We start from the raw sequence: 24,847 nt of genomic DNA on the forward strand, positions 1-24,847 counted from the left end.
AGGACTCCGGATCGAAGTCAGCTTCCTGCTCGAAGGTGTCGACACCGTTCGCGTGGAAGACCCATACGGAATCTGCCATCTTGCGCCTCCGTTCCCTTGGCCTGCGGAGCGTGCCACCCCGGTGATCACGCCGGCGGGCGGCCCGCCAGCACCGTCAACGGTGGAGCACCGACATCACGTTCCCGGCCGTGGTGGCCACCGCCCGTAGGTCTTCGACCTGGGCGCCATCTCGAGCCTGCTGGCTCATGCCTTGGAGGACTGCGGCCACGAATCGAGCAAGTCGATACGGATCAGCGTGCGGTGGTAGCTCACCAGAGTCGACGTCGCGCTGGAATGCCTGTTCGAAGGCCGCGAGGTTCTGATTCCGCATGGCGGCGAGACGGTCCGCGACATGCTGGTTGCCTGGAGTCACCGTGACCGCCGCGCTGATCACCAGACATCCGCCGGGGTGGCTGGTTGACGCGTAGTGAGCTGCCGCCTCGTGGAGCACCCGGCGGGCGAGTCGTGTGCCGCTCGTTTCCTCGGCAATCGCCTCGGCGAGGAAGCTGCCGTGGGTTGCGTTGTAGTGGTCAACGACCGAGAAGAACAACGACTCCTTGGACTCAAAGGCCGCGTACATGCTCGGCGGGCGGATACCCATCGCGGCAGTGAGCGTGGAGAGGCTCGCGCCTTCGTAAGCAGATCAACGAGACCGCGCCGTTTCTGATCGTCCAGGAAGGGTTGAACCGCCTCGAAACCGGCGGCCACATCGTGAACGTGTCCTCCGGCGTCACCCGGATCGCTATGCCGGACATCATCGCGTACACCATGACGAAGGGCGCGGTCGACGCGTTCACCAGAACGTTGGCTCAGCACCTGGGCGGTCGTCGCATCACGGTCAATGCCGTGGCCCCGGGAATCATCGACACCGACATGAACGCAGGCTGGCTGCGCGGCAATCAGGAAGCCGTCGACCACGTGCTCCCGCAGATCGCCCTGGGCTACATCGGAACACCCACCGAGGTCGCCGATGTCATCGGCTTCCTGGCCTCGGACGACGCGCGCTACGTGACCGGACACACGATAGACGTCACCGGAGGTTCGAGACTGTAGCGAGGTGTGGTCTCCGGAGCCGCGCAGTACAGACTCGGACACGGGCGACGACGATCTCGTCGCCCGTGTCGACGTCCGGCGGCTGCAGCGGTGCACCGGATCGGTCGCTTCTTCCGCCCTCAGCGACTCCGGTCGCACCCGCGACGCCGACCATGCGCATGCGGCCGCGCCTCACCGGCCGCACGACTCCATGTGCGTGTCCGCACTGCCCTCATTCAGGGCCCGCCGCCTACGAGCCCGTTTGACTTCCTCGAACACCGCCCGACACGTGCTTGTCTTCAAGCATGCGCCGACCAGCCCTCACCACCGGTCAGAGTTCGCCGACCTCGACACGCTCCATCGCCGGGCCTTGCCCGTTGAGCAGCGTACGAACCTCGGACTCGCGGTACCGTCGGTGGCCCCCGAGGGTCCGGATCGACGTGAGCTTGCCGGCCTTGGCCCAGCGCGTCACCGTCTTGGGATCCACCCGGAACATCGCCGCCACCTCGGCAGGGGTGAGGAGGGGCTCGGCGTCTTGTGTCCTGGTCGCCATCGTCACCTCCTTACAACCACAGCGGGACCTTCCCGCCACACTGGATATTTCACAGCAAAACCAACCACGAACGGCACCGCCGTACGGTTCGACCCGTACCGTCCATTCGGACGATGTCGCCCACGGATACTGCAAGCCTACGTAAGTTGCACGTAGGCCGCGAACCGACCCAAGTGGTGTCAGGTCGGGCTCAGACGGCACTGGAGGTCGTCCGTGTGCCGGCACCGCCGTCCGTGTCACGCGACGTTCGCCCCCGCTTGACTGCGAGACACAGTATTGCCCCACATGCCACAGAAGCGACCGGAACGATCAACGTTGGCTTCATCGCATCAACATAGCCCCGAACGAACACTTCGTGGGCCATTTCGCCGATCTTTCGCACGACTTCTTCCGGAACTCCCGGTGGAGGCGTGATGTCAACAGCATTCTGACCGGTGCTGACCTGCAATCCTCCCTCCGCGGCCCCTTCGAAGCCGTCGATGAACGGTTGCCTCGCCGCTTCCGGCAACTCCGTTGCAGCCGCAACCGCTTCGGAATGCAGGCTCGCGGCGAGGCGGCTCTGCAACACCGCCCCCACCACCGCACTGCCCATGACCTGACCGAGCTGGCGGTCCGTGTTGAGCACTCCGGAGGCAGCACCGGCCAGCCGGTCGGGGACGTGGCGCATGGCGACGGTGTTCATCGGCGCGAACACGCACCCCAACCCCACACCGGCGACGAGCAAGGACGGCAGAAAGTTCCACCATTGTGATTCGACGGTCGCGATCAGGACGAACGTACCCATCCCGGCGCCGAACAGCGACAGCCCGGTCATCAGGATGTACTTCCCGCCGATCCGGTCGGTCAGCCGGCCCGCGAACGGCGCGACCACCATCGACATGGCCGACATCGGCGCCATCGTCAACCCCGCGTGCAGTGCGGTGAAGCCCAGCGCCGACTGGAGATAGATCGTCACCGGGAGGAACGTCCCGACCATCGCGACGGAGACCAGTGCGGCGACGACGTTCATGACGCTGTAGTTGCGGTCACGGAACAGCGCGAACGGGACGAGGGGCTCGCGGTCCTGCCGGCGCGCCTGGTAGACGATGAACACCGTCGCCATCACCGCTCCCACCGACAGCAGCAACGGGATCGACACGAAACCGGTGATCCGGCCCCACCCGAACCGCTCACCCTCGACCAGGCCGAACGTCAGGAACACCAGGGCGGCGCTCGCCAGCAGCACCCCCGGGACGTCCAGCGACCTGCTCTCCCGCCTGGACGACTCGGGAATGATCAACCACGCCATCGTCAGGACGAGCACACCGACGGGGATGTTCACGAAGAAGATCCATCGCCAGTCGAACGCCGTGACCAGCAGGCCACCGAGCGTGGGCCCCGCCACCGTCGCCACGCCGCCCACGGCGCCCCACACGCCGAACGCCGCGCCCCGTTTCTGCGGCGGGAACGTCATGATCAACAGCGCCGAGGTCTGCGGCATCAGGATGGCCGCACCGGTGCCCTGCACCACCCGCGCGGCGATCAGCATGACCGGCCCCTGCGCCAGCCCGCAGGCCAGCGACGCCGCGGTGAACACCGCCACGCCCAGCATGAACATCGCCCGCTGCCCACGCAGGTCGCCGATCCGTCCCGCCGTGATCACCAGGACCGCGAGCATGATGACGTAGGAGTTGACGACCCAGAGGATCTCGTCCAGCGACGCGCCGAGGCCGCCCATCATGCTCGGGATCGCGATGTTCACGATCGTCACGTCCAGCAGCACCATGAAGAAGCCGAGACACAGCGTCAGCAGGATCGCCCACGGGTTGCCACGCCATCGCCGCATCACGACCTCCTCAGCCGCCGCCTGCGAGCCACACTAGAGTGATGCGTGACACCGTCGTCGCCCGCAACACCCCGCGGGCCCGGACGTGAAAGGGTCACCACCATGACCGACGCGTCGCCACTGGTGTTCGGCCGCCACTCGGGGCACGAACAAGTGGTCTTCTGCCAGGACGCGGCCAGCGGGCTGCGTGCCATCGTCGCCGTACACTCCACCGCTCTGGGGCCGTCGCTGGGCGGCACCCGTTTCTTCCCGTACGAGTCCGAGGATGCGGCTCTGGAGGACGTCCTGCACCTCTCCCGGGGCATGACGTACAAGAACGCCCTCGCCGGGCTCGACCACGGCGGCGGCAAGGCCGTCATCATCGGCGACCCGCAGCGACACAAGACCGAGACGCTGCTGCGCGCCTACGGCCGGTTCGTCGCGTCGCTCGGCGGGCGCTACATCACCGCCTGTGACGTGGGCACCTACGTCGCCGACATGGACACCGTCGCGCGCGAGTGCCGGCACGTCACCGGCCGCTCCCCCGCCGAGGGCGGCGCCGGCGACTCCAGCGTGCTGACGGCGTTCGGCGTCTTCCAGGGGATGCGCGCCTGCGCCGAGCGCCTGTGGGGCGAGCCCACACTGGCCGGGCACCGTGTCGGTGTCGCCGGCGTCGGCAAGGTGGGTTCCAAGCTGGCCGGCCTGTTGATCGACGACGGCGCGTCCGTCGTCGCCACCGACGTGTCCGAGCCGGCCATGTCCCGGCTCCGCACCGAGCGCCCCGAGGTCGAGGTCGCCGACGACACGCCGTCGCTGCTGCGCTCGGGCATCGACGTCTACGCTCCGTGTGCCCTGGGCGGCGCTCTCGACGACGAGGTGGCCGCCACTCTCGACGCGCGCGGGGTCGCGGCCGTCTGCGGGGGCGCCAACAACCAGCTGGAGCACCCCGGGGTCGAGAAGAGCCTGGACGATGCCGGTATCCTGTACGCACCGGATTACGTCGTGAACTCCGGCGGTGTGATCCAGGTCGCCGACGAGCTGCACGGCTTCTCGTTCGACCGCGCCAAGGGCAAGGCGGCCCGGATCCTCGACACGACCCGGGAGATCTTCGCGGTGGCCGGGGACGAAGGGGTCCCGCCTGCGGTCGCCGCGGATCGCATCGCCGAGCGGCGGATCGCCGACGTCGCGCGGTTGCGCGACATCCACGTCGGTGGGTGATGTCAATATCTGGGCACAGTTCGCCCCGGATGAGACGGAACAGGGGGCGACCCTGTACCGTTGTAGGTACGAGCAGATGTCATTCGAAGGGAAACGAGGGCGTCCGGTAAACTGGCCGCCCCAGTTTTGTGCGAGGGGGTCGACCCTATGGGGCGCGGCCGGGCCAAGGCCAAGCAGACGAAGGTCGCCCGTCGGTTGAAGTACCAGACGCTTGATACCGACTTCGACGCTTTGCAGCGTGAGTTGGGCTCCGACGGCGGCGACGACAGTGGGCACGACGATTCCGAGGCCGACGACTACTCGCAGTATCTCGACGCTGACGAGGACGACGATCGTCGCCGGCACGCCGGTTGACGACGGAGCTCGGATCGACGAAACAGTCGGTCGGTCGGCTTGTGCCTCCTCGGCGACGGCCGGGGAGGCACAAGCCGGGTGACCATCTGATCAGCGCCTGAACGCCGTCAGGCGGTTTCGGCGGGCCGGACGACTCTCAGTCCCGCTTCCCGCCCTTACACCACACCGAACGCGGACATGGCTTCGGCCACCCTGGTGAACCCCGCGACGTTCGCCCCCAGGACGTAGTCTCCGGGACGACCGTACTCTTCCGCGGTCTCGTGGCAGGCCTGGTGAATGTCGTGCATGATCGCGCGCAGCCGCTCCTCGGTGTGCTCGAACGTCCACGAGTCGCGGGACGCGTTCTGCTGCATTTCGAGCGCGCTCGTCGCGACGCCGCCGGCGTTGGCCGCCTTCCCCGGCCCGAACGCCACGCCGTTCTCCCGGAACACGTGCACCGCTTCGCGGGTGCACGGCATGTTCGCCCCTTCGGCCACCGCAACGACCCCACCGGCGACCAGTGCTTTCGCGCCGTGCTCGGTCAGCTCGTTCTGTGTCGCACACGGCAACGCGACCTGGCACGGAACATCCCAGACCGATCCGTCCGGCACGAACGTCGCCGTGGGCCGCTGTTCCACGTACTCATCGATCCGGCGGCGGCGTACTTCCTTCAGCTCTCTCAGCAGCTCCACGTCGATGCCGTCGTGATCGACCACGTAGCCGCTCGAGTCCGAGCAGGCGACCACGGTCCCACCGAGCTGATGGACCTTCTCGATCGCATAGATGGCGACGTTTCCCGACCCCGAGACCACCACCGCTCGCCCGTCGAGCGAGCCGCCGGTCGCGGCGAGCATCTCGTCGACGAAGTACGCGGTCCCGTAACCGGTGGCTTCGGTCCGCACCCGCGCACCGCCCCACACCAAGCCCTTGCCGGTGATCATGCCCGACTCGTAGCGGTTGGTGATCCGCTTGTACTGGCCGAAGAGAAAGCCGATCTCGCGCGCACCGACACCGATGTCTCCGGCCGGCACGTCCGTGTACTCACCGAGGTGCCGGTACAGCTCGGTCATGAAGGACTGACAGAACCTCATGATCTCGCCGTCGGAGCGGCCCTTGGGGTCGAAGTCGGCGCCGCCCTTACCACCGCCGATGGGCAGCCCGGTCAGCGAGTTCTTGAAGATCTGCTCGAAACCGAGAAACTTCACGGTGCCGAGGCTGACCGACCGGTCGAAGCGCAGGCCCCCCTTGTACGGTCCGAGCGCGGAGTTGAACTCGACCCGGAAACCACGGTTGACGTGAACCACACCGGAGTCGTCGACCCACGGGACCCGGAAGATGATCTGCCGTTCCGGCTCGCACACCCGCTCGATGAGTTTGGCGTCGGCGTATTCGGGATGCTTGCTCATGACCGGGCCGAGAGACTCGAGCACCTCTCGCACCGCTTGGTGGAACTCCGGCTCTGCCGGGTTGCGGTGGACGATCTCTTGTTCCAGTTTCGACAGATCTGCGACAGTGCGCACGCGGTGAACTCCTTGACGAGGACGGTTCAGCCGGCATACCGGCCGTGGAGTCGCGCGATACCGTCTCCGTCGACGACATCACCGACGACCCATGCATTGACCCCCCGGTCGGCGAGGACCTCCAGTGCCCGGTCGGCTTCGTCGGACGCGACCACCGCGACCATACCCACACCCATGTTCAGCGTCCGTTCCAGCTCGGTGCGGTCGATGCCGCCCAGCCGGCCGGTCAGCTCGAACACCGGCGACGGCGTCCACGTCGACCGGTCGAGCCGCGCCGACAACCCGTCGGGCAGGACGCGCTCCAGGTTCGCCGCCAGCCCGCCGCCGGTGACGTGTGACATCGCGTGCACGTCGACGCCGCGGGCCAGCGCCAGGCAGTCCTGGGCGTACACCCGGGTCGGCTCCAGCAGCTCCGCGCCGAGCGTGCGGCCGAACTCGGGCACCTCCCGCTCGACGTCCCACCCGGCCGTCTCGAAGAACACGTGCCGCACCAGCGAGTAGCCGTTCGAGTGCAACCCCGACGAGGCCATCGCCACGACGACGTCCCCCGCTCGTACCCGTTCCGGCCCGAGCACCGCGTCCGCTTCGACCACACCGGTCACCGCACCCGCGACGTCGTACTCGTCCGGCCCGAGCAGCCCGGGGTGCTCGGCGGTCTCGCCGCCGCTCAGCGCACACCCCGCAGTCACGCACGCCTGAGCGATGCCCTTGACGATCGACGCGCTGCGTTCCGGGACGACCCGTCCACAGGCGATGTAGTCGGTCATGAACAGCGGTTCCGCGCCGCACACGACGATGTCGTCGACGACCATGCCGACCAGGTCGAAGCCGATGGTGTCGTGGACGCCCATCCGCTGAGCGACCGCGACCTTGGTGCCGACGCCGTCGGTGCTCGTCGCCAGCAGCGGCCGGCGGTAGGACTTCAGGGCACTGGCGTCGAACAGCCCGGCGAAGCCACCGAGACCACCGACGACCTCCGGCCGCCGCGCGTCGGCGACCCAGCTCTTCATCAACTCGACGGCCCGGTCGCCGGCATCGATGTCGACCCCCACGCCGGCGTACGTCGCGCCCGACGGCGCCTGTTCGCTGCTGGACACGTGAGAAGCCTATCCGGCGCCGGTCTGTCCGCGGAGATCAGCTGGTGCCGGAGTCTCCGTAGACGGTGACGTGCACGTGGTCGTAGTGGTTGGCCGTGTCGGAGCCACGGTCCTCCATCCAACGCCAGCCCTCGTCGCTGCGGTCGACGGTCCAGATCTGCTGCTCCCAGATGACCTCGCTGACGCCGAGCTCGTCGTAGTGCTCGCGGACCCAGGAGGCGATGGCGTCACCGAGCGAGCCGGTGACCATGATGTCCAGGGCGCGGCCCTCACCGTGCTCGCCGCCGTCACCCGGGCGCAGGCCGCCGTAGGAATCCACCTCGGGGAACTCCGCGCACACCGCCCGGTGGACGCGGATGGCGTCGGCGGTCAGCCCGTCCTCGACGGACGAGCCGGATTCGCACTCGGCCGACGAGATGCCGTCGTCCGGCTCCGGTTCCTCGGTCTCTTCGGGCGCCGGCTTGTTCTCGGCGAGGTACTCGCCGCTGACCCAGTACGTCTCGTCGTCGAGCAGCACCTGCTCCCACTCGTCGTCGGACTCCCCGGTGAGCGCGACTCTCGTGCCGCTCTCCAGCACCGTGAGCACGTCGGCGTCCACATCGGGGTCGGTGCGCACGTTCAGGCCGGCCGTGACGAACATGTGCCCGGCCACGGTCGGCTCGGGCTCGGGCTCCGGCTCGGGTTCCGGCTCCGGCGTCGGAGTCGGCGTGGGGGTCGGAGTCGGCGTCGGGGTGGGTGTCGGCGTCGGGGTCGGAGTCGGCGTGCGCGTGGCGGTGGCGTTCGCCTTCGCCGGCGGTTCGCCGCGTTCGGAACCACGGCTCACCGACTGCTCGCGTTCCTCGGTGAACATGGTGGCCGTCGGGTCCGGTGATGATGACACCGGCTGTTCGGCCTCGTCGTCCGGCCAGTACATCATTCCGGCGGCGACTGCCGAAGCCACCGCGACGGGCGCGGCTGCCAGGCCGACCCGGCGCGTCATCGGGGCCCGACGTACGTGCTTGTGGCGGGAACGCGGCACGACTCGTCCTCCCTCCCGGTTCCGAGACCATTTCGTTACCGCAGAGCAGGAAAACACATTTGGGGCGAATTGTCACAAATCCGATCAGGGCCGGCCGAGCGCGTCGCTCGCGCCACCGCCTCCGACCAGCGCATTCAGACCATCACCGGGCTCGCCCAATGCGACCGCCTGATCGCCGGCGTCGCCGGCTGCCGACGTGTCCGTGCCGACACCCGGCAGCATGTCCTGCTCCAGGAGCTCCTTGCCCGGACGCTCCGGCGGCTCGATCGGGTACACACCGTCGAAGCAGGCCCGGCACAGATCGTTCTTCGGCACCGTCGTCGACTCGACCAACGAGTCGAGGGTGACGTAGCCCAGCGAGTCGGCACCGATGGAGCGGCGGATCTCGTCCGTGGTCAGGCCGGTCGCGATCAGCTCCGCACGGCTGGCGAAGTCGATGCCGTAGTAGCACGGCCAGGACACCGGCGGGCTCGAGATGCGCACGTGCACCTCACGCGCACCCGCCTCCCGCAGCATGCGCACCAGGGCGCGCTGGGTGTTTCCCCGCACGATGGAGTCGTCGACGACGACGAGCCGCCTGCCGCCGACGATCTCGCGCAACGGGTTCAGCTTCAGCCGGATGCCCAACTGGCGCAGGGTCTGCGACGGCTCGATGAACGTCCGCCCGACGTAGGCGTTCTTGACCAGGCCCATGCCGTACGGGATGCCGGACTCCTCGGCGTAGCCGACCGCCGCCGGCGTACCGGACTCGGGCACCGGAATGACGAGGTCGGCCTCGACCGGGTGCTCGCGTGCGAGCCGGCGCCCGACCTCGACCCGCGTCTGGTGCACCGAACGTCCGGAGATGTGGGTGTCCGGCCTGGCCAGGTAGACGAACTCGAAGATGCAGCCCTTCGGCTCGGCCGCGGCGAAGCGATGCGAACGCAACCCGTCCGCGTCGATGGCGACCATCTCGCCGGGCTCGATCTCGCGGACGAACGATGCGCCGACGATGTCCAGCGCCGCCGTCTCGCTGGCCACCACCCAGCCGCGGTCCAGGCGGCCCAGCACCAGCGGCCGGACGCCCTGCGGGTCGCGCGCCGCGTACAGCGTCGACTCGTCACTGAAGACCAGCGAGAACGCGCCTCGCAGGTGCGACAGCACGGTGACGGCGCTCTCTTCGAGCGTCCGGTCCGGGTACGACCCCAGCAGCGCGGTCACGAGCGCGGTGTCGGTGGTGTTGCCGTAACGCAGTTCGCCGATGTCGGTGCCCGCACGCTCGCGGACCAGCTCCAGCAGCTCGGCGGTGTTGGTGAGGTTACCGTTGTGGCCCAGCGCCACCGTGCCGGCGGGGGTCGCCCCGAGCGTCGGCTGCGCGTTCTGCCAGACGCTGCCGCCGGTGGTGGAGTAGCGCGCATGCCCGACGGCGACGTGCCCGGTCAGCGTGTTCAGTGTGGTCTCGTCGAAAACCTGGCTGACCAGGCCCATGTCCTTGTAGACGAGGATCTGTTCGCCGTTGCCGACGGCGATGCCCGCGGACTCCTGGCCACGGTGCTGCAGCGCGTAGAGGCCGAAGTAGGTCAGCTTGGCGACCTCTTCGCCCGGATCCCAGACGCCGAAGATGCCGCATGCGTCCTGTGGACCCTTGTCGTGCGGGTCGATGTCGTGCGTCAGCTTTCCGTCGGGCTGGGCCACGGCCTCAAGTGTACGAAGCCGGCCCCGGCGCGGCGAGCCGACCGCCACGACGCGCCGGACGGAAACAAACCCGCGCCCGTTCGCTGTTGCACCGGCATGAATGTGACCGACGCCACCTCCGCCGCGCCGGCGGTGTTGATCACCGGGGCGACCGACGGGCTCGGTCGTTGGCTGGCGGTGCGACTGTCGACCTCCGACACCGACGTCATCCTGCACGGCCGCGACCAGGAACGCCTCGACTCGACAGTGGAGGCGATGCGTGCCGCCGGAGGCCGCGAACCGGCCGGTACCGTGCTGGCCGACCTGGCCCGGCTCGCGCAGGTCGACCAGCTCGCCGACGAGGTCGCCGAACGGTTCGGCCGGATCACCGCACTCGTCAACAACGCCGCCGTCGGCTTCGGCGCTCCCGGGTCCCCGCGTCAGCTGTCCCCGGACGGCATCGAACTGCGGTTCACGGTCAACTACCTGGCCGGCTATCACCTGACCCGGCGACTGCTCCCGGTCCTGCGGACGTCGGCGCCCGCACGGGTGGTGAACGTCGTATCCGTCGGCCAGGAACCGATCGACTTCACCGACCCGATGCTCGAGTGGGGGTACACCGGAGTCCGCGCGTACCGGCAGAGCAAGCTCGCGCAGATCATGTTCACCATCGACCTCGCCGACGAGCTGCACGGCACCGGCGTGACCGTCAACGCGCTGCATCCGGCGAGCCTGATGGACACGTCGATGGTCCGTGAGATGAAGTTCACGCCGCTGAGCACGCTGGACGACGGCGGCGAGGCCACGCTGCGCCTGATCATCGATCCCGAACTGGACGGCGTCACGGGCAGGTACTTCGACCAGACGATGGAGGCGGCGCCGCATCCGCAGGCCAGCGACGTGCTGGCGCGACGGCAGCTGTACGAGCTGTCCGAGTCGCTGATCGCGGAGGCGCTCGCCGGCGCCCGTTGAAACCACCCGGCGGAGTGGGCGCTTTCGTGCCAAGGTGGTGATCCGGAGCTGAGCTGTCCCGCTCCAACCAGCTGGTCCGGCAGCTGACCAGCACTGTGCCCGGCAGGTTCGGCGGCCTGCCGGGCACAGTGCGGTGCCGTGTCGCGGTACGGACCTACTCGGTGGCCTCCTCACCGGGCACGTACGGCCCGCGCGGCGGGATGTCGTCGGCGCGGGCCGGGTCGACGTCGGCCAGCGTTCCGTCCGCGGCCGCCTGGGCGATGGCCATCATCGCGACGTACCCCTGGCGCATCAGGTACCCGCTGCTCTTCTGCCCGATGCCGCCCCGGAACTCGACCAGCAGGCTCGCGCTGCCCTGTAGCCCGAACGAGTTGCGGGCGATGCCCGGGATGGTGCTGCCCGGGTACTGGCTGACCTCGCCGTGCCCGTACGCGGAGATGCTGTCGTACGCCGTCACGGCGACCTGCTTCGACGCGTCCACCACGGCCGGATCGACCTCGGGGTTCAACGGCCACATGACCGACGTGGTGATCAGGCTGCCGTCGTCGGCGACGTAGGAGCCCTGATGGTGGTAGTCGACGGTGATGTCCGGTCGCCAGTCCCGGAACATCGCCTGAACCGCGGCGGACTCCGGCACCGGGTTGTCCTCCGGATCGACCGCAGGATCGTGGAAGCGGTTCATGTCGTATCCGACGCCGGGCTCGCAGTACTGGCCCGAGCAGTCCGGGTCGACGTTCTGCCGCTGGTAGCGCTCGGTGCCGTCGGGGTTGGCCCGGACGATCACCCGCAGCGTGATCTCGTCCAGGATGTCCCGCACCCACGACGCCTTGGACGTGCCCAGCTGCTTCACCGTGGCCAGCGCCGCCTCGGTGGTCAGCGGCTCGTCGCCGTGCTGCTGGGTCACGTACAGCACCTTGGTCGGACCGGTGCCGAGCTCGGCCTGCCAGATGTCGCGGCCTTCGTTCGTCGTGCCGATGCTGCTCAGCTCGAGCTGCCCCTGACTGCGGCGTTCGAGCTTGCGCAACTCCCGGGTCAGTTCGTCGTAGGTGTGCAGGCGTTCCAGCGACACGTGCTGGGAGTCCTCGACCCACGGCCCGTTGGGCGTCGTGGTCGGGTCGGCGCTCGCGACGGCGCCCAAGCCGAGGCCGGTGGCCACGGCTGTCACGGCGGCCGCGGTCGCGGCGAGTCCGCGGTGCAGTCTCATGTGCGATCTCCTGTTCTGTCGGCGCACGCGGTGCCTGCCGGCTCAGCGGTCGGTTTCGGGGATCCGGTCGTACCGTTCGGGATCGAGTTGGCGCACCGATCCGTCCGCGACCGACTCGACGATGCCGACCAGGCCGCGCTCGACCGTCGAGATCAGCTGGCCGCGCTTCTTCGCGCCCCAGCTGTGCGTCTGCCCGCGCACCTCGAACAGCACCGTCCCCGAGCCGTTCAGCGCGAACGACCCCAGCGCGGTGCCCGGCAGGTCGATGTCCTGCGGGTACAGCGTGATGTTGCTGAACGGCGAGTTCGCCTGCTGCAACTCGTCGTACGCGGCGAGCGTGACCTGCTTCGAGAATTCGAGGTCGTAGCCGTTGTTCCACTCCTGGTGGTTCTCGACGTCGATGAACTTGCCGGACACCGACATCGTCACCCGGTCGTCACCGCCCTCGACGGCATAGCACGGCCCCTGGTGGTGCAGGTCGAGGAAGACGTCGACGGTGCCGAACTCGTTCTGCAGGTCGACGTAGAGGTCCCGGATCGTCTGCGACTCGGGGTGGATGTACCAGCCCGGCTCACTCGACGATCCGGGGAAGTCGTCGGCCTGCGGGACGTAGTCGAGGTCCGGGTGGAAGTCCCGGTTCACGTCGAACCCGGGGCGCTCGCCGTACTCGTCGCCCTGCACCGTCCCGGTGTAGTAGTTCCATGCCGGTTCGGCGTCCGCGAGCTGGGGGAAGTCCTGGACGACCTCGGCCCAGCTGCGGTCGTTGGCGCGACGGTCGAGCTCCGAGGCGTCCGGGTTCATCTTCGGCACCGCGACCACCGTGACCTGCTGGCGCAGCCGTTCCGCCTCCGGTGTGGGAGCGGACATGGTGCGCAGCAGCGCCAGCAGCGCCTCGGTGCCGGTCTTCTCGTTCCCATGGATCTCGCTCTGGGCGAGGATGACGTCGTCGCCCTCGCCGACGCGGGCAGCCCAGATGTCGCGGCCCTGGTTCGACTGCCCGACCACGTCGACGCTGAGCGTTCCGCGGGAGCGTTGCTCCAGGCTGTCGAGTTTGCGGCCGAGTTCGGCGTGGTCGGTCCAGGACTCTCGCCCGGTGTCCCCGGTCTCCGAGCCGCAGTGCGCGTGATCGGGCTCGGCGGCCGCGGGACCGGCCGCGAACGAGATCGCCAGCGTCCCGGAGATGCCGGCCGCCAGGACGGTTCCGAGTGTGCGAGACAGACGTGAACGAAGCATGCGCGGCTCCTTTGCCGGATCGCGCCGTCCCCCCTGCGGGATCGTTCGATCTCACGGCTAGTCGACAAAGATAGTCGGCGAGTTGTCAACTTTGTCAAGGTTGAAATCGAAGTGCGCAGCAACGTGCGGACTTCCTGCTGCGACCGGAGCCGCTGCCCGCCGTCAGCCGGCGGTCATGTCGAGAAGCTTGCGGACGGTGGTGAGGTTGCGCGCAGTGCCGGGCACGCCGAGCCGCTTCTCGATCGACGCGGCGAGCTTGCTCCGACCCACACCGTCCGGACAGTGCAGAAAAAGGGTCGTGCCGACCACCCGGAACTCGTCGGCACCCGATTCGATCTCGGTGGCCCGAGCCACGGCGTCGGCGTCCGGTGTGCCCTGCATGAACGAGATCAACAGCCGGTTCGGCTGCGCCTCGGGGAAAGGGTTCACGCGCAGCGTGTCCGCGAGTTCGGCGTGCGAACGCACCATGACCGGAACCCGGACATCGACTCGCGTCGCCAGCGCCTCTTCGACAGCGCGGGCCAGCCCGGCTCGGTCGAGCTCCGGCGTGCCGCTGGTGAACACGACGTTTCCGCTGTTGATGTAGGTCGACACCTCGGTGTGCCCCAGAGACTCCACGAGTGCACGCAGGTCGGACATAGGGACCTTGTTGTGACCGCCGAGGTTGATCCCCCGCAGGAGCGCGACGTACCGAGCCATCGGCGTTCCCGCGTCAGTCGTCCGAAAGCCGCTGGAGCAGCAGTGCCTCGGCTCGGCAGACCTTGGCGAACTGCCCGAGGTGCAGGCTCTCGTCCACACCGTGCGCGCCGGAAGCCGGGTCCTCGACACCGGTGACCAGAACCGCCGCGTCCGGGAAGATCTCCTGGAACTCGGCGATGAACGGGATCGATCCGCCGACGCCGATCCGCACCGGCGGCACCCCGAAAGCGGCGCCGAACGCCGCCTCGGCGGCGCCGAACGCCGCGTTCGCGGTCTCGAGCTCGACCCCACCGCCCGCCATGCCGTCGGTCACGGTGACGTGTGCGCCGAAGTCCGCGTGGTCGCGCAGGTGCTGCTCGAGCGCGTCGAGCGCCACCCGCGGGTCCTGGTTCGGCGCCAGCCGCATGCTGACCTTCGCCCCGGCGCGGTGCACCAGGACGTTCGCCGCGTCGGCCACGCTCGGCGCGTCGATACCGACGACGGAGACCGCCGGCCGCGCCCAGATGCGGTCCGGCAACGAGCCGGTGCCCGTCAGTTCGACGCCGTCGAGCAGCCCGGCCTCAGCGCGGAATCGGTCCGCCGGGTAGTCCACGTCCGCGGCGTGGTCCGTGACCAGCCCCGGCACCGCGACGTCACCGTTCTCGTCGTGCAGCGTGGCCAGCATCCGACACAGCACGGTCAGCGCGTCGACCACCGGACCGCCGAACATGCCCGAGTGCACCGCCTGCTCGAGCACCTGAACCTCGACGTGGCAGTCGACGCCGCCGCGCAGGCTGACGGTCAGCGCAGGCGTGTCGATGCTCCAGTTCATCGAGTCGGCCACGACGATGACGTCGGCGGCGAGACGATCGCGGTACGTACGCAGGAACGAGGTGAACGTCGGCGAGCCGATCTCCTCCTCGCCCTCGACGAACAGCACAACGCCCACCGGCGGGTGGCCGTCGTGGGCCCGCAGGGCGGCGAGATGGGCGGCCACCCCGGCCTTGTCGTCGGCCGCGCCCCGGCCGTAGAGACGTCCTGCCCGCTCGGTGGGTTCGAACGGCGCGCTGCTCCACGCGCCCTCCGGACCGGTGGGCTGGACGTCGTGGTGTGCGTAGAGCAGCACGGTGGGCTGCCCGTCGGGTGCCGGCCACCGTGCGATGACCGCAGGTGCGCCGTCGTCGACGCTGACCACGTCGGCTTCCGCGGCCCCGGCCTCGCGCGCCAGCCGCGCCACCTCGTCGGCGCTCGCGCGGACGTCACCGGAGCGGTCCGGGTCGGCGCTGACACTCGGAATGCGCACCAGCCGTTCGAGGTCGGCGCGGACGGACGGCAGGATCGCCTCGACGGCAGCGGAGATGTCGGTCACGATCTCGCACCCTAACGCCTGCGGCCCGTGCCGACGCGGCTCGGCCGGAGACGATCAGGTGACAAAACGAGCGGCATCCGGCCGAAGTTTGTCACCTGATCGTCTCCAGTCCACATTCTGGAGATGATCAGGTGACGGTCGGCCGCCCTTCAGCAGGCCCTCTTCGTCAATCCGTCACCTGATCGCGGCAGAACGAACGATCAGGTGCCGGAACGACGATCAGGTGACGGCGCCGGTGTACCGCCTCCGCGGGCGCGACCAGGCGTACAGGCCCGCGCCGAGGCCGAGCACGGCCAGCATGCTGACCAACCAGCCACCGAGCCCGGCGCCGGTGTCGGGAAGCATCCCGCCGCCGTCGCCGGCGGCCGCCGCGCCGGCACCGTCGTCGCCCGAACCGTCCGCCGCGCCGGCACCGTCCGCCGCCCCGGAACCGTCATCGGTGCCCGTCTCACCGGAGCCGTCGTCAGCGCCCGTCGTCCCCGTGCCGTCGTCCGTTCCCTGTTCCGAGCCGCTGTCCGTCCCCGGATCCGTGCCGTCCTCGCTGCCGGGCTCACTGCTGTCCTCGGCCGCGCCGACGCCGACGACGATCGGGTCGTGGTCGCTCGCCCGGAACACCGACTCGCCGTCGAAGAGGTCGCTGGCGAAGTAGTTGTACCGCGAGTACTCGAACAGCACCGACTCGACCGAGTTGATGTTCCACACGTCGACACCGCGGATCAGGTCGTTCTCGATCACCGACCGGCTGGCCAGCACATGATCGAGCGAGCCGACCTTGCCGTCGAACACGTAGGTGTGCTCGCCGGCGTACTCGGCGTTCAGGTTGGTGTAGCCGGCGTCGGCGAACACCTGCATCGGGTTCTCGTGGGTGTAGGAGTTGAAGTCGCCGAGCAGGAACACGTCCTCGGTGCCGGTCTCGGCGACCAGATCGTCGGCGAAGCTCACCAGCGCCTGCGCCTGTGCCACCCGGTCGGCGTCGAAGCACCCCTCCGGCGGTTCCGGGTCGCCGCAGTCGCCGCCCTTGGACTTGAAGTGGTTGGCCACGGCGATGAACGAGTACCCGGTGTCGGTGGCCGTGAACCGCTGCGCCAGCGGCTCACGTGCGTTGTCGAACGCCGGCGACCCGGTCAGCACGACCGACTCGCCGACCGGCTGGACGGCGTCGGTGCGGTAGATGAACGCGTTGCGGATGACGTCCTGCTGCTCCAGCGCCGGCAGCTCTGCCGGAGAGGCCGCGTAGGCCCAGGCGCCCGCCCCGGCGTCCTCGTTCAGCGCGTCCACCAGCGCGGCCAGCGCGGCGTCGCGGTCCTTGTCGAACTTCGCGGAGTTCTCGATCTCCTCCAGCGACACGACGTCGGCGTCCAGGCCGTTGATCGCCTTGACGATCTTGCCCTCCTGCCGCTCCAGGTTCTCCGCGTCCCATGCGCCGCGAAGCTCACAGCCGCCACGGACGCTGATCGGGTTGCCCTCGCGGTCGGTGTACGGCTCGCAACCATCGACGTCCACGCCGAGGGTCGTGAAGTAGTTCAGCACGTTGAAGGTGGCGATCTCGACGTCACCGCCGACGTCCTCCGGTGCCTGGTTCGCCGCGCGGGTGTTCCCGGAGTCGAACGTGACGACGTCGGGCGCGGGCCCCTCGACCGGCGCCTTCGGCTGGAAGTTCCACTGGAACCGGTAGTCGAAGATCACGTCCGCCTGGAACGTGGCGTCCGTGCCGGTACGCGGCGGCGCCTCCGGCGACAGATACGGAACCTCGCTGTCGGTGGGCGTCCGGTTGGACCGGCCGTCGTCCAGGGTGACCGCGCGCGCCGCGTTGTCGGCCACGGCCGCGTCGTACTCGGGCGTTCCCGGCGCGGCGACGTCGGTCTCCTGCACCAGCGGTCCACCGAAGCCCAGCCCGATGGAGCCGAACGCGTTGTCGCCCCAGCCGCCGAGCGCGTACGTGTCCGAGACCACGTAACCGGCAGCGGGATCGACCAGCATCCCCTCGTACACCTCGCGGCGCTCGTCGCCGGCGGGCAACTCGAACGGCACCGCCTTCACGGCCTCGGCCGGCTCGTCGAGCACACTCAGCCCACCGTCGTCGACGCTCACCTCGGTCAGTCCGTAGTACTCGGTGACCTCGCCGGTGACCTCCACGTGGTCACCGACGGCCACGTCACCGGCGGTGGCCGGCGAGTAGACGAACACCGCGTCGGAGGCGGTGCGCTCGCCCGGCTCCTCGTCGCCGCCGGTGCCCGGTGTCTGGATGTAGTACCCGTCGAACCCGCCCACGGGATACGCGGCCGTCACCACGCCCGAGGTGGTGATCGTCTCGTCCACCAACGGCGAGCCGGATCCTTCGCCCTGGATCTCGGCGATCGTCACCCGCTCGGCCTCACCGGGTGGCTCGTCGTCGGGCGGCGTGTTGACCTCGCCGAACGACGCGTCGACCGGACCGATCCATGTGCCGTCCACCTTCTGCAACGACTGGCCGGCCGACGCGGACGACCCCTCCGAGACCCCGATGTCGGTGCTTTCGACGTCCTGCAGCGGTCGCCCGAGTGACGCGGTGAACGTGCCCTCGTACGAGAGGAACTCGACGACGTCCTGCCGGCGATTCAGCAGCGCGACACCGTCCGGCGCGCCGTTCTGCAGGCCGTTCGTCTCGAATTCTTCGACCATGACGCCGGACTCGGGCACCGATCCGCGCAGCTTCACCTCGCCGTACGTCGAGCTGTTGCTGCCGTTCAGGAGTACGAGCCGCCAGCCGTTCAACCGTGTCCCCGGCTCTGCCTGGATCTCGATGGCTTCACCGGTGTCGGTGCCGCTGTTGTCGTAGTGGATCTCGCTGATGAAGGGGTCGCCCTCGGCAGCGACGGCGGGCACGGCCGCGAGGCCCGTTCCCGCCAGGCCGGCTGCGGCAAGTACCGCGGCCGCTGGGATGCAACGCCTGGTCAGGCGCATCTGCTGTCTCCTCTGGATTCGGTGCAGACACTCGTCCGACGTGGTGTCAGGGCTCAGCTGTTCGAGTCTCCGGAGTCGCTGCTGGGTGTCGAGGTGCGACGGCGGGACAGCGCGTACAGACCGCCGCCGAGAACCAGGACGACGATGCCGCCGACGATCCACCAGGTGATGCCGGAGGACCCGGTGTCCGGCAGCTCGTCGGTGCCGTCGTCGGTACCGCCGGTCGCGTCACCACCCGTCTCGTCACCGGAGTCACCGCCGGTCTCGGTGCCCGGCTCGTCTCCGGCGTCGACAGTGATCGGCAACGTCACCTCGGTGCCGGTCTCGGGCAGCGAGACCGTGAGCTCGGTGTCGGTGGCGCCCGCCTGCTGCAGACCGGCACCGGAGAGATCGTCGGGGACGGTGACGCGGACCTCGGCGGAGCCGACCTGGTCAGTGGTGTCGACGATCGTGTCGTCGATCTCGAACTCGCCGAGCTCAGCGTCGCCGAGCGCCACCGTGAGCGTCTCGTCCATCGGCTCGGTGGTGCTGAACAGCAGCGAGGACAGGTCCAGGGCCACCTCGTCGCCGGGCGTGTAGACGGCGTCAGGATCGCTGACCCACTGGACGCCGACGGCACGCTGCGCGTAGTCGGGGGTGACCGGCGAGTTCTCGGCGAGATAGTCGACCATCGCCTGCAGGTCGATCTGCCCGGTGTCCGCGACGTCCGTCCCCTCGGCGAGGGTGCTGAAGTTGTCGCCGCCGGAGGCCAGGAAGGAGTTCGCGACGACCCGGTACTCGGCGTCCGGATCGAGGGACTCACCCCCGAGGGTCACCGACGTGATGTGCTCGCCCTCCGCGCCCTGCGGGTCGTAGGTGTAGTCGAGCTCCGCGTTGACGCCGAGCTTGAGGAACGGACGGCTCGCCCCCTCCGGCTGCCACTGCTCCTCGAGCACGTCGACGACCTGCTCACCCGTGAGTGTCATCGTGACCAGCGTGTTCGCGAACGGCTGCACCTCGGCGGCCTCCCGGTAGGTGACCGTGCCGTCCGGGTCGTCCGCACCGGTGCCGGCGTAGGTCATGTCCGTGCGCAGGCCGCCGGGGTTCATGAACGCGATCTGCGTCTCGGGGTCGGTCACCTGGGCCGCCGACAGCTGAACGTCGGCGACGAAGTTGCCGAGCGTCGACTCGCCACCGCGGTTCTCGGAACCATCGCTCTGCTGAGCACGGTTGAAGTCCGCGGTGATCTCGCCCAGCGGCTCCGCTCCCAGTTCCTCGGCCTTCTTGACGGCGTCCTCGACGATGCCGGCCACGGTCGGGTCCGGCTGGAACTCGGGGTTGGGCTGCCAGTTTCCCTCGTCGTCCTCGACGGTCAGCGGGACGATCTCGGAGTCGACGCCGGTGATCTCGTCGGCCGCCGGGTCGTACGAGAACCGGATCTTGTTCAGGTTGTAGCCGTACTGCCCGGCGCTGACGACCGGGCGGCCGAAGTCACGGTCGTCCCACTCGGGCACCGCGATCTCGTGGTCGTAGGCGAGGTGGGTGTGCCCGGAGACGATCGCGTCGACGTTCTCGTTCACTCCGTTGACGATGGCGCCGAAGTCGGTGTCGGGATCCGTGGCGGACGACTGGTCGGTCGTCGCCGCGCCCTCGTGCACCAGCAGCACGACGATGTCGGCGCCTTCCTCCTGCGTCAGCTGGTCGGCGACCCGGTTGGTCTCCTCGACCACGTCGAGCACGTCGACCTGGGCGATGCCGTCGGGGCTGACGAGCTCGGGCAGGTGCTCGGTCACGGCGCCGACGAAGCCGACCGTCGCGCCGCCGACCTCGGTCGTCCACGACTCGGCGAGCTCCGCCGGCTCGCTGTTCTCGCACCCGTGCGTCTGGCCGTCCTTGACCTTGACGTTCGCGGCCAGGTACTGCCACGGCTCGCGGCCGTACTCGGCGGACATCTCCTCGATGAACGGGATCACGCGGTCAACCAGGTCGCAGTAGCCCTGATCGAACTCGTGGTTGCCCACCGCGCTGACATCCAGCCCGGCGGCGGTCAGCGCCTCGAGCGTCGGGTGGTCCTGGTCGACGAACGACACGAACGTGGAGGCCCCGATCAGGTCGCCCGCGGCCGCGAACAGTGTGTTCGGGTTGTCGGCACGCATCTGGTTCACCGCACCCGCCAGCACGGCGGCGCCGGCGGCCTGGCCGTCGGCCTCGATACGACCGTGGAAGTCGTTGATGCCGAGGACGTCGATCGGCACCGTGTCCGCCGTTTCGTCGGCCGGTGTCGCAGCAGGCGTCGCGCTCGGCGTTGCACTTGGCGTCGCGCTCGGCGTCGCACTGGGCGTCGCGCTCGGCGTCGACGTGGGTTCGGGCGTCGGCGAGGCGGTGGGCTCGGACAGGACGGTTGCCGAGGGCTCGCCGGTGGGCTGTGCCGCGGGTTCGTCGGCAGCGGACGGCACGGACGCCATCCCGACCGCTGCCAGGCCGATGGCGGCGGTCGCCGCGACGGCCCGATGAGAACGCCTGATCAGGCGCATGAGTGACCTCCGAATGGCTTCGTCAACGGCGGGACCGTACCGATCGGGCGTGAACGGCAGGCATACGCCACGGCACAGGCTGTCGATACCTGTGCGATCCGTCAATGGGTCGCGCCGTCCGGTCGGCAGCCACGGGACATGGCGTGCCCACCCGGTTCACGCGCACCGCCCGAAGCCGCCGTGCCGGTCGCGGAGATCCGGTCCGTCGTGCCGTGACCGGTGCCGTCGCGCGGCGGCGTTACGGTTTGCGGCCCACGCCGCCCGCGAAGAGCTGATGCGTCTCGTCCGGGGCCTTCAGCTTCGGGCCGTCGGGCCACCAGTCCACGGCTTGGACGACTCCGGGTGACATCATCTCGAGACCGGGGAACAGCTCCTCGATCTCGGACAGCGTGCGGAACGTCCCGCTGCCGAGGTCACCCTCGACGAGGATGCGCTCGAAGTCGCGGGCCTTCTGGGTGTACTCGTTCTCCGGATCCGCGAAGTGCCCGATGGCGACGAACGAGCCGGACGGCAACCGGTCGACGTACTCTTTCATGATCTCGGCGGGCCGGTGCCGGTCGCCGACGTGGTGGTGCAGCGTGCTGATGTGCAGCAGGGCGATCGGCTCGGTCAGGTCGAGGTGCTTGTTGACGTGCTCGTTGGCGAAGACCTGTTCGGGCTCGAACAGGTCCGCGTCGGCGAGGAAGGTCCGGTCGTTGTCTTCCAGCAGGGCCCTGCCGTGAGCCAGAACGACGGGATCGTTGTCGATGTAGATGACGCGCGCGTCCGGATTGACACGCTGGACGACCTGGTGGGTGTTCTCGGCCGTGGGAAGTCCGGAGCCGCAGTCGATGAACTGGTGGACATCGGTCTGATCCGCCAGAAAGCGTGCGACCCGGATCAGGAAGTTCCGGCCCGTCCACGCGAGATCGAGGACGGTGGGCACCACCTGCTCGAGTTCGGCGAGAACCTTCCGGTCGACCTCGTAGTTGTCCTTGCCACCGAGCGCGGCGTCGTACACGCGGGCGATGCTCGGCCGGCGGGGGTCGACGCCGGCAGGCGCACGCCTGCCGGACGGTTTGGCGGCGGCCATCTGTAACCTCCAGAACGTCGACCGGTCGGCGAGTTGGAAACCAGAGTAAAGGTGGGCGCACCGGCCGTGAACGCCGGGTCACCGGCATTGCCGCGGACCGCGTGACAACCGTGGCCGCAGACAGTCACCCGGACGGATACACGCACCCGCGCATCAGTGCGAACGGTACCAGTCGCCGCCCGCCCGTCCGGCACGAGAACTCCGGACGACCACCGCCGTTCACCTGCTCGCGCGGCTGGAATCGCGCACGACGAGTTCGGGTTCGAACACGACCTGCTGATGTTCGTGATCGACCTCGGTGGTCTCGGCGAGCAGCAGCTCCGCGGCGGTCCGGCCGAGGAGCTGACGTGGCTGCCGCACCGAGGTGAGCGGCACGGCCGCGGCGGCGGCGAAGTCGATGTCGTCGTAGCCGACGATGGCCAGGTCCTGCGGAACCCGCAGGCCCGCGTAGGTCAGCGCCTGCAGCACGCCCAGAGCGAGCATGTCGTTGGCGCAGAACACCGCGGACGGCAGCTCGCTCGCGCTCATCGCGGCGATCTCGTCGCCGGCCGCGCGCCCTGCGGCCACATTGAGCGCCGGCGTGGCCAGCACCCGCAGGTCGACGTCAGCATCCGAGGTGAGCACGGCGTTGAGCGCGCCGTCGTGGCGTTCCCGGACCTGTTGCAGGGTCGCCGGTCCGCCGACGAACAGGATCGCACGATGCCCGCTGTCGATCAGGTGCTGCGCCGCCAGCCGGCCGCCTAGCAGGTCGTCGACGGCCACCGAGCATTCGTTGACCGGATCGCCGCACCGATCGAACAGCACGACCGGCGTCCCCCGCTCACGCAACGCGGCAACGCGTCCGTCGGACTCGTCGACCGGGTTGATCAGGACGCCCTGCACCCGCATCTCCGCCAGCAGATCGAGGTTCGACGCCTCCTTCTGCGGATTCTCGTCGGAGTTGCAGAGGATGACCGCCAGCCCGTGCCGGTTCGCCAGGTCCTCGACACCCCGCGCGACGTCGGTGAAGAACGGGTTGGCGACGTCGAGCACGACCAGGCCGATCGTTCTGCTCTGCCCCACCCGCAACTGCCGCGCGGAGTCGTTGCGGACGAACCCGAGCGCGGTGATCGCCGCATGCACCCGCTCGCGCGTCTGCTCCGCGACGAGTTCGGGCCGGTTCAGCACGTTCGACACCGTGCCGACGGATACACCTGCCCGGACGGCGACCTCTCGGATGTTCGGGGAGGAGCGAGCCATCGAAGCAGCCTACTGCTTCGATGGCGCACGCCGATCGCGGTCACGTCTTGACGCGGCCGACGCCGGAGCGTAGTTTTCCTTCACATGAAACGATTCATCTCTCCGGATGAATCGACTCGGACCGACGACGACAGGCACTGCGCAAGGTGGAGGAAACCGATGACGCTGCAGAGCCCGGAGGGCACGGCATGAGGCATGAAGACGCGGCGAAGGCGGCGGTGCGCGGCCTCGGCGTCGAGACCGCATCCTGGGCCTACGCCAACTCCGGCACGAGGTTCAAGGTCTTCCCCCAGCCCGGGGTCCCGCGTGACCCGTACGAGAAGATCGACGACGCCGCCGTCGTGCACCGTCTCACCGGCGCCGCGCCCACCGTGGCCCTGCACATCCCGTGGGACGAGGTCGACGACTACACCGCCCTGGCCGCGCACGCCCGCGACCAGGGGGTGCGCATCGGCGCCATCAACGCCAACGTCTTCCAGGACGACGACTACAAGCTGGGCAGCGTCACCAACCCCGATCCGGGCGTACGCCGCAAGGCCACCGATCACCTGCTCGAGTGCATCGACATCATGGACGCCACCGGGTCGAAGGACCTCAAGTTGTGGTTCGCCGACGGCACCAACTACCCCGGCCAGGACAGCATCCGCGCCCGCCAGGACCGGCTGGCCGAGGCGCTCGCCGAAACCTACGGCCGCCTCGGCGCCGACCAGCGGATGCTGCTGGAGTACAAGCTGTTCGAGCCGGCCTTCTACAGCACCGACGTGCCGGACTGGGGCACGTCCTACGCGCACTGCCTGCAGCTCGGCGAGCGGGCCCAGGTCGTCATCGACACCGGGCACCACGCCCCCGGCACGAACATCGAGTTCATCGTCGCGTTCCTGCTACGCGCGGGCAAGCTCGGCGGGTTCGACTTCAACTCCCGCTTCTACGCCGACGACGACCTGATGGTCGGCGCGGCCGACCCGTTCCAGCTGTTCCGCATCATGCACGAGATCGTCAGCGCCGACGCACACGACCCTGCCCAGGGCATCGCGTTCATGCTCGACCAGTGCCACAACATCGAGCCGAAGATCCCGGCGATCATCCGCTCGGTACTGAACGTGCAGGAAGCCACGGCCAAGGCCGCACTGGTGGACGCGGACGCACTGGCAAAGGCACAGCAGGACGGCGACGTCCTGGGCGCCAACGGCACCCTGATGGACGCCTTCAACACCGACGTCCGGCCGCTTCTGGCCACGATGCGCGAGGACCAGGGCCTCGACCCGGACCCGGTCGCCGCCTACGAGCGCTCCGGGCACTTCGAGACCATCCGCGACCAGCGCGTCGGTGGCGAGCAGGCCGGCTGGGGAGCGTGACC

General features: G+C 69.1%; 21 protein-coding genes. 6 read left to right on the forward strand and 15 right to left on the reverse strand.

What is annotated here, in order from left to right:
- Positions 1 to 154: 154 nt before the first annotated feature.
- On the reverse strand, positions 155 to 640 hold the full coding sequence (locus CLV30_RS01085; RefSeq protein WP_106535331.1) for a TetR/AcrR family transcriptional regulator: 486 nt from the start codon (positions 638 to 640) through the stop codon (positions 155 to 157).
- A gap of 80 nt (positions 641 to 720) precedes the next feature.
- Here CLV30_RS01085 and CLV30_RS01090 point away from each other — a divergent pair, with 80 nt between their 5' ends.
- Positions 721 to 1,092: an SDR family NAD(P)-dependent oxidoreductase gene (locus CLV30_RS01090; RefSeq protein WP_240723124.1), complete on the forward strand. Its 372-nt coding sequence runs from the start codon at positions 721 to 723 to the stop codon at positions 1,090 to 1,092.
- A 310-nt stretch (positions 1,093 to 1,402) separates the two neighbouring features.
- On the opposite strand, the gene CLV30_RS01095 is transcribed toward CLV30_RS01090, so the two are convergent.
- Entirely contained in the window at positions 1,403 to 1,624 is a 222-nt protein-coding gene (locus CLV30_RS01095; RefSeq protein ID WP_106535333.1) for a BldC family transcriptional regulator, read from the reverse strand.
- 190 nt (positions 1,625 to 1,814) lie between these two features.
- Entirely contained in the window at positions 1,815 to 3,449 is a 1,635-nt protein-coding gene (locus tag CLV30_RS01100; protein WP_106535334.1) for a DHA2 family efflux MFS transporter permease subunit, read from the reverse strand.
- 102 nt (positions 3,450 to 3,551) lie between these two features.
- On the opposite strand from CLV30_RS01100, the gene CLV30_RS01105 reads away from it, so the two are divergent.
- Positions 3,552 to 4,646: a Glu/Leu/Phe/Val family dehydrogenase gene (locus tag CLV30_RS01105; protein WP_106535335.1), complete on the forward strand. Its 1,095-nt coding sequence runs from the start codon at positions 3,552 to 3,554 to the stop codon at positions 4,644 to 4,646.
- A 147-nt stretch (positions 4,647 to 4,793) separates the two neighbouring features.
- The gene (locus tag CLV30_RS01110; protein WP_106535336.1) at positions 4,794 to 5,000 is read left to right on the forward strand and encodes a DUF3073 domain-containing protein; all 207 of its coding nucleotides are present in this window, start codon (positions 4,794 to 4,796) and stop codon (positions 4,998 to 5,000) included.
- 155 nt (positions 5,001 to 5,155) lie between these two features.
- Here the strand turns inward: CLV30_RS01110 and gdhA are convergent, their stop codons facing one another.
- The 4 genes from gdhA to purF form a co-directional block, all read right to left on the reverse strand.
- Positions 5,156 to 6,499 carry an NADP-specific glutamate dehydrogenase gene (gdhA, locus tag CLV30_RS01115; RefSeq protein ID WP_106535337.1) on the reverse strand — a complete coding sequence of 448 codons (1,344 nt, stop codon included), beginning with the start codon at positions 6,497 to 6,499 and terminating at the stop codon, positions 5,156 to 5,158.
- Positions 6,500 to 6,525: 26 nt separating this feature from the next.
- Entirely contained in the window at positions 6,526 to 7,596 is a 1,071-nt protein-coding gene (gene purM / locus CLV30_RS01120; protein ID WP_106535338.1) for a phosphoribosylformylglycinamidine cyclo-ligase, read from the reverse strand.
- Between the two features lie 37 nt (positions 7,597 to 7,633).
- Positions 7,634 to 8,614 carry an SH3 domain-containing protein gene (locus CLV30_RS26195; protein ID WP_170119623.1) on the reverse strand — a complete coding sequence of 327 codons (981 nt, stop codon included), beginning with the start codon at positions 8,612 to 8,614 and terminating at the stop codon, positions 7,634 to 7,636.
- A gap of 84 nt (positions 8,615 to 8,698) precedes the next feature.
- The gene (purF, locus tag CLV30_RS01135; RefSeq protein ID WP_106535340.1) at positions 8,699 to 10,288 is read right to left on the reverse strand and encodes an amidophosphoribosyltransferase; all 1,590 of its coding nucleotides are present in this window, start codon (positions 10,286 to 10,288) and stop codon (positions 8,699 to 8,701) included.
- Between the two features lie 96 nt (positions 10,289 to 10,384).
- On the opposite strand from purF, the gene CLV30_RS01140 reads away from it, so the two are divergent.
- Positions 10,385 to 11,239, forward strand: a complete 855-nt coding sequence (locus CLV30_RS01140) for an SDR family NAD(P)-dependent oxidoreductase (protein WP_106535606.1) — start codon at positions 10,385 to 10,387, stop codon at positions 11,237 to 11,239.
- A 154-nt stretch (positions 11,240 to 11,393) separates the two neighbouring features.
- Here CLV30_RS01140 and CLV30_RS01145 read toward each other — a convergent pair whose 3' ends face one another.
- From CLV30_RS01145 to CLV30_RS01170, 6 genes are all read right to left on the reverse strand, one after another.
- Positions 11,394 to 12,443 (reverse strand): M14 family zinc carboxypeptidase, encoded by a 1,050-nt coding sequence (locus CLV30_RS01145; protein ID WP_106535341.1) that lies wholly within the window; start codon positions 12,441 to 12,443, stop codon positions 11,394 to 11,396.
- A 42-nt stretch (positions 12,444 to 12,485) separates the two neighbouring features.
- Complete coding sequence (locus tag CLV30_RS01150; protein ID WP_106535342.1) at positions 12,486 to 13,676, reverse strand: M14 family zinc carboxypeptidase; 1,191 nt, start codon at positions 13,674 to 13,676, stop codon at positions 12,486 to 12,488.
- 162 nt (positions 13,677 to 13,838) lie between these two features.
- Positions 13,839 to 14,375, reverse strand: a complete 537-nt coding sequence (locus tag CLV30_RS01155; RefSeq protein WP_106535343.1) for a DUF1697 domain-containing protein — start codon at positions 14,373 to 14,375, stop codon at positions 13,839 to 13,841.
- 13 nt (positions 14,376 to 14,388) lie between these two features.
- Positions 14,389 to 15,723 (reverse strand): dipeptidase, encoded by a 1,335-nt coding sequence (locus CLV30_RS01160; protein WP_106535344.1) that lies wholly within the window; start codon positions 15,721 to 15,723, stop codon positions 14,389 to 14,391.
- 219 nt (positions 15,724 to 15,942) lie between these two features.
- Positions 15,943 to 18,666, reverse strand: coding sequence for an ExeM/NucH family extracellular endonuclease (locus CLV30_RS01165; protein ID WP_106535345.1), 2,724 nt, complete (start codon positions 18,664 to 18,666; stop codon positions 15,943 to 15,945).
- Between the two features lie 53 nt (positions 18,667 to 18,719).
- Positions 18,720 to 20,900 (reverse strand): 5'-nucleotidase C-terminal domain-containing protein, encoded by a 2,181-nt coding sequence (locus tag CLV30_RS01170; RefSeq protein ID WP_106535346.1) that lies wholly within the window; start codon positions 20,898 to 20,900, stop codon positions 18,720 to 18,722.
- A gap of 1 nt (position 20,901) precedes the next feature.
- Between CLV30_RS01170 and CLV30_RS01175 the strand changes: the two genes are divergently transcribed.
- Entirely contained in the window at positions 20,902 to 21,159 is a 258-nt protein-coding gene (locus CLV30_RS01175; RefSeq protein ID WP_129710812.1) for a hypothetical protein, read from the forward strand.
- 258 nt (positions 21,160 to 21,417) lie between these two features.
- Here the strand turns inward: CLV30_RS01175 and CLV30_RS01180 are convergent, their stop codons facing one another.
- Both CLV30_RS01180 and CLV30_RS01185 read right to left on the reverse strand, forming a co-directional pair.
- A complete protein-coding gene (locus tag CLV30_RS01180) occupies positions 21,418 to 22,251 on the reverse strand; it encodes an SAM-dependent methyltransferase (RefSeq protein WP_106535348.1) in 834 nt (277 codons plus the stop codon).
- A gap of 219 nt (positions 22,252 to 22,470) precedes the next feature.
- The gene (locus CLV30_RS01185; RefSeq protein ID WP_106535349.1) at positions 22,471 to 23,490 is read right to left on the reverse strand and encodes a LacI family DNA-binding transcriptional regulator; all 1,020 of its coding nucleotides are present in this window, start codon (positions 23,488 to 23,490) and stop codon (positions 22,471 to 22,473) included.
- A gap of 188 nt (positions 23,491 to 23,678) precedes the next feature.
- Here CLV30_RS01185 and rhaI point away from each other — a divergent pair, with 188 nt between their 5' ends.
- Positions 23,679 to 24,845 (forward strand): L-rhamnose isomerase, encoded by a 1,167-nt coding sequence (gene rhaI / locus CLV30_RS01190; protein WP_106535350.1) that lies wholly within the window; start codon positions 23,679 to 23,681, stop codon positions 24,843 to 24,845.
- Positions 24,846 to 24,847: the final 2 nt, after the last annotated feature.

This window comes from Haloactinopolyspora alba (assembly GCF_003014555.1).
GTDB classification, from domain to species: Bacteria; Actinomycetota; Actinomycetes; order Jiangellales; family Jiangellaceae; genus Haloactinopolyspora; species Haloactinopolyspora alba.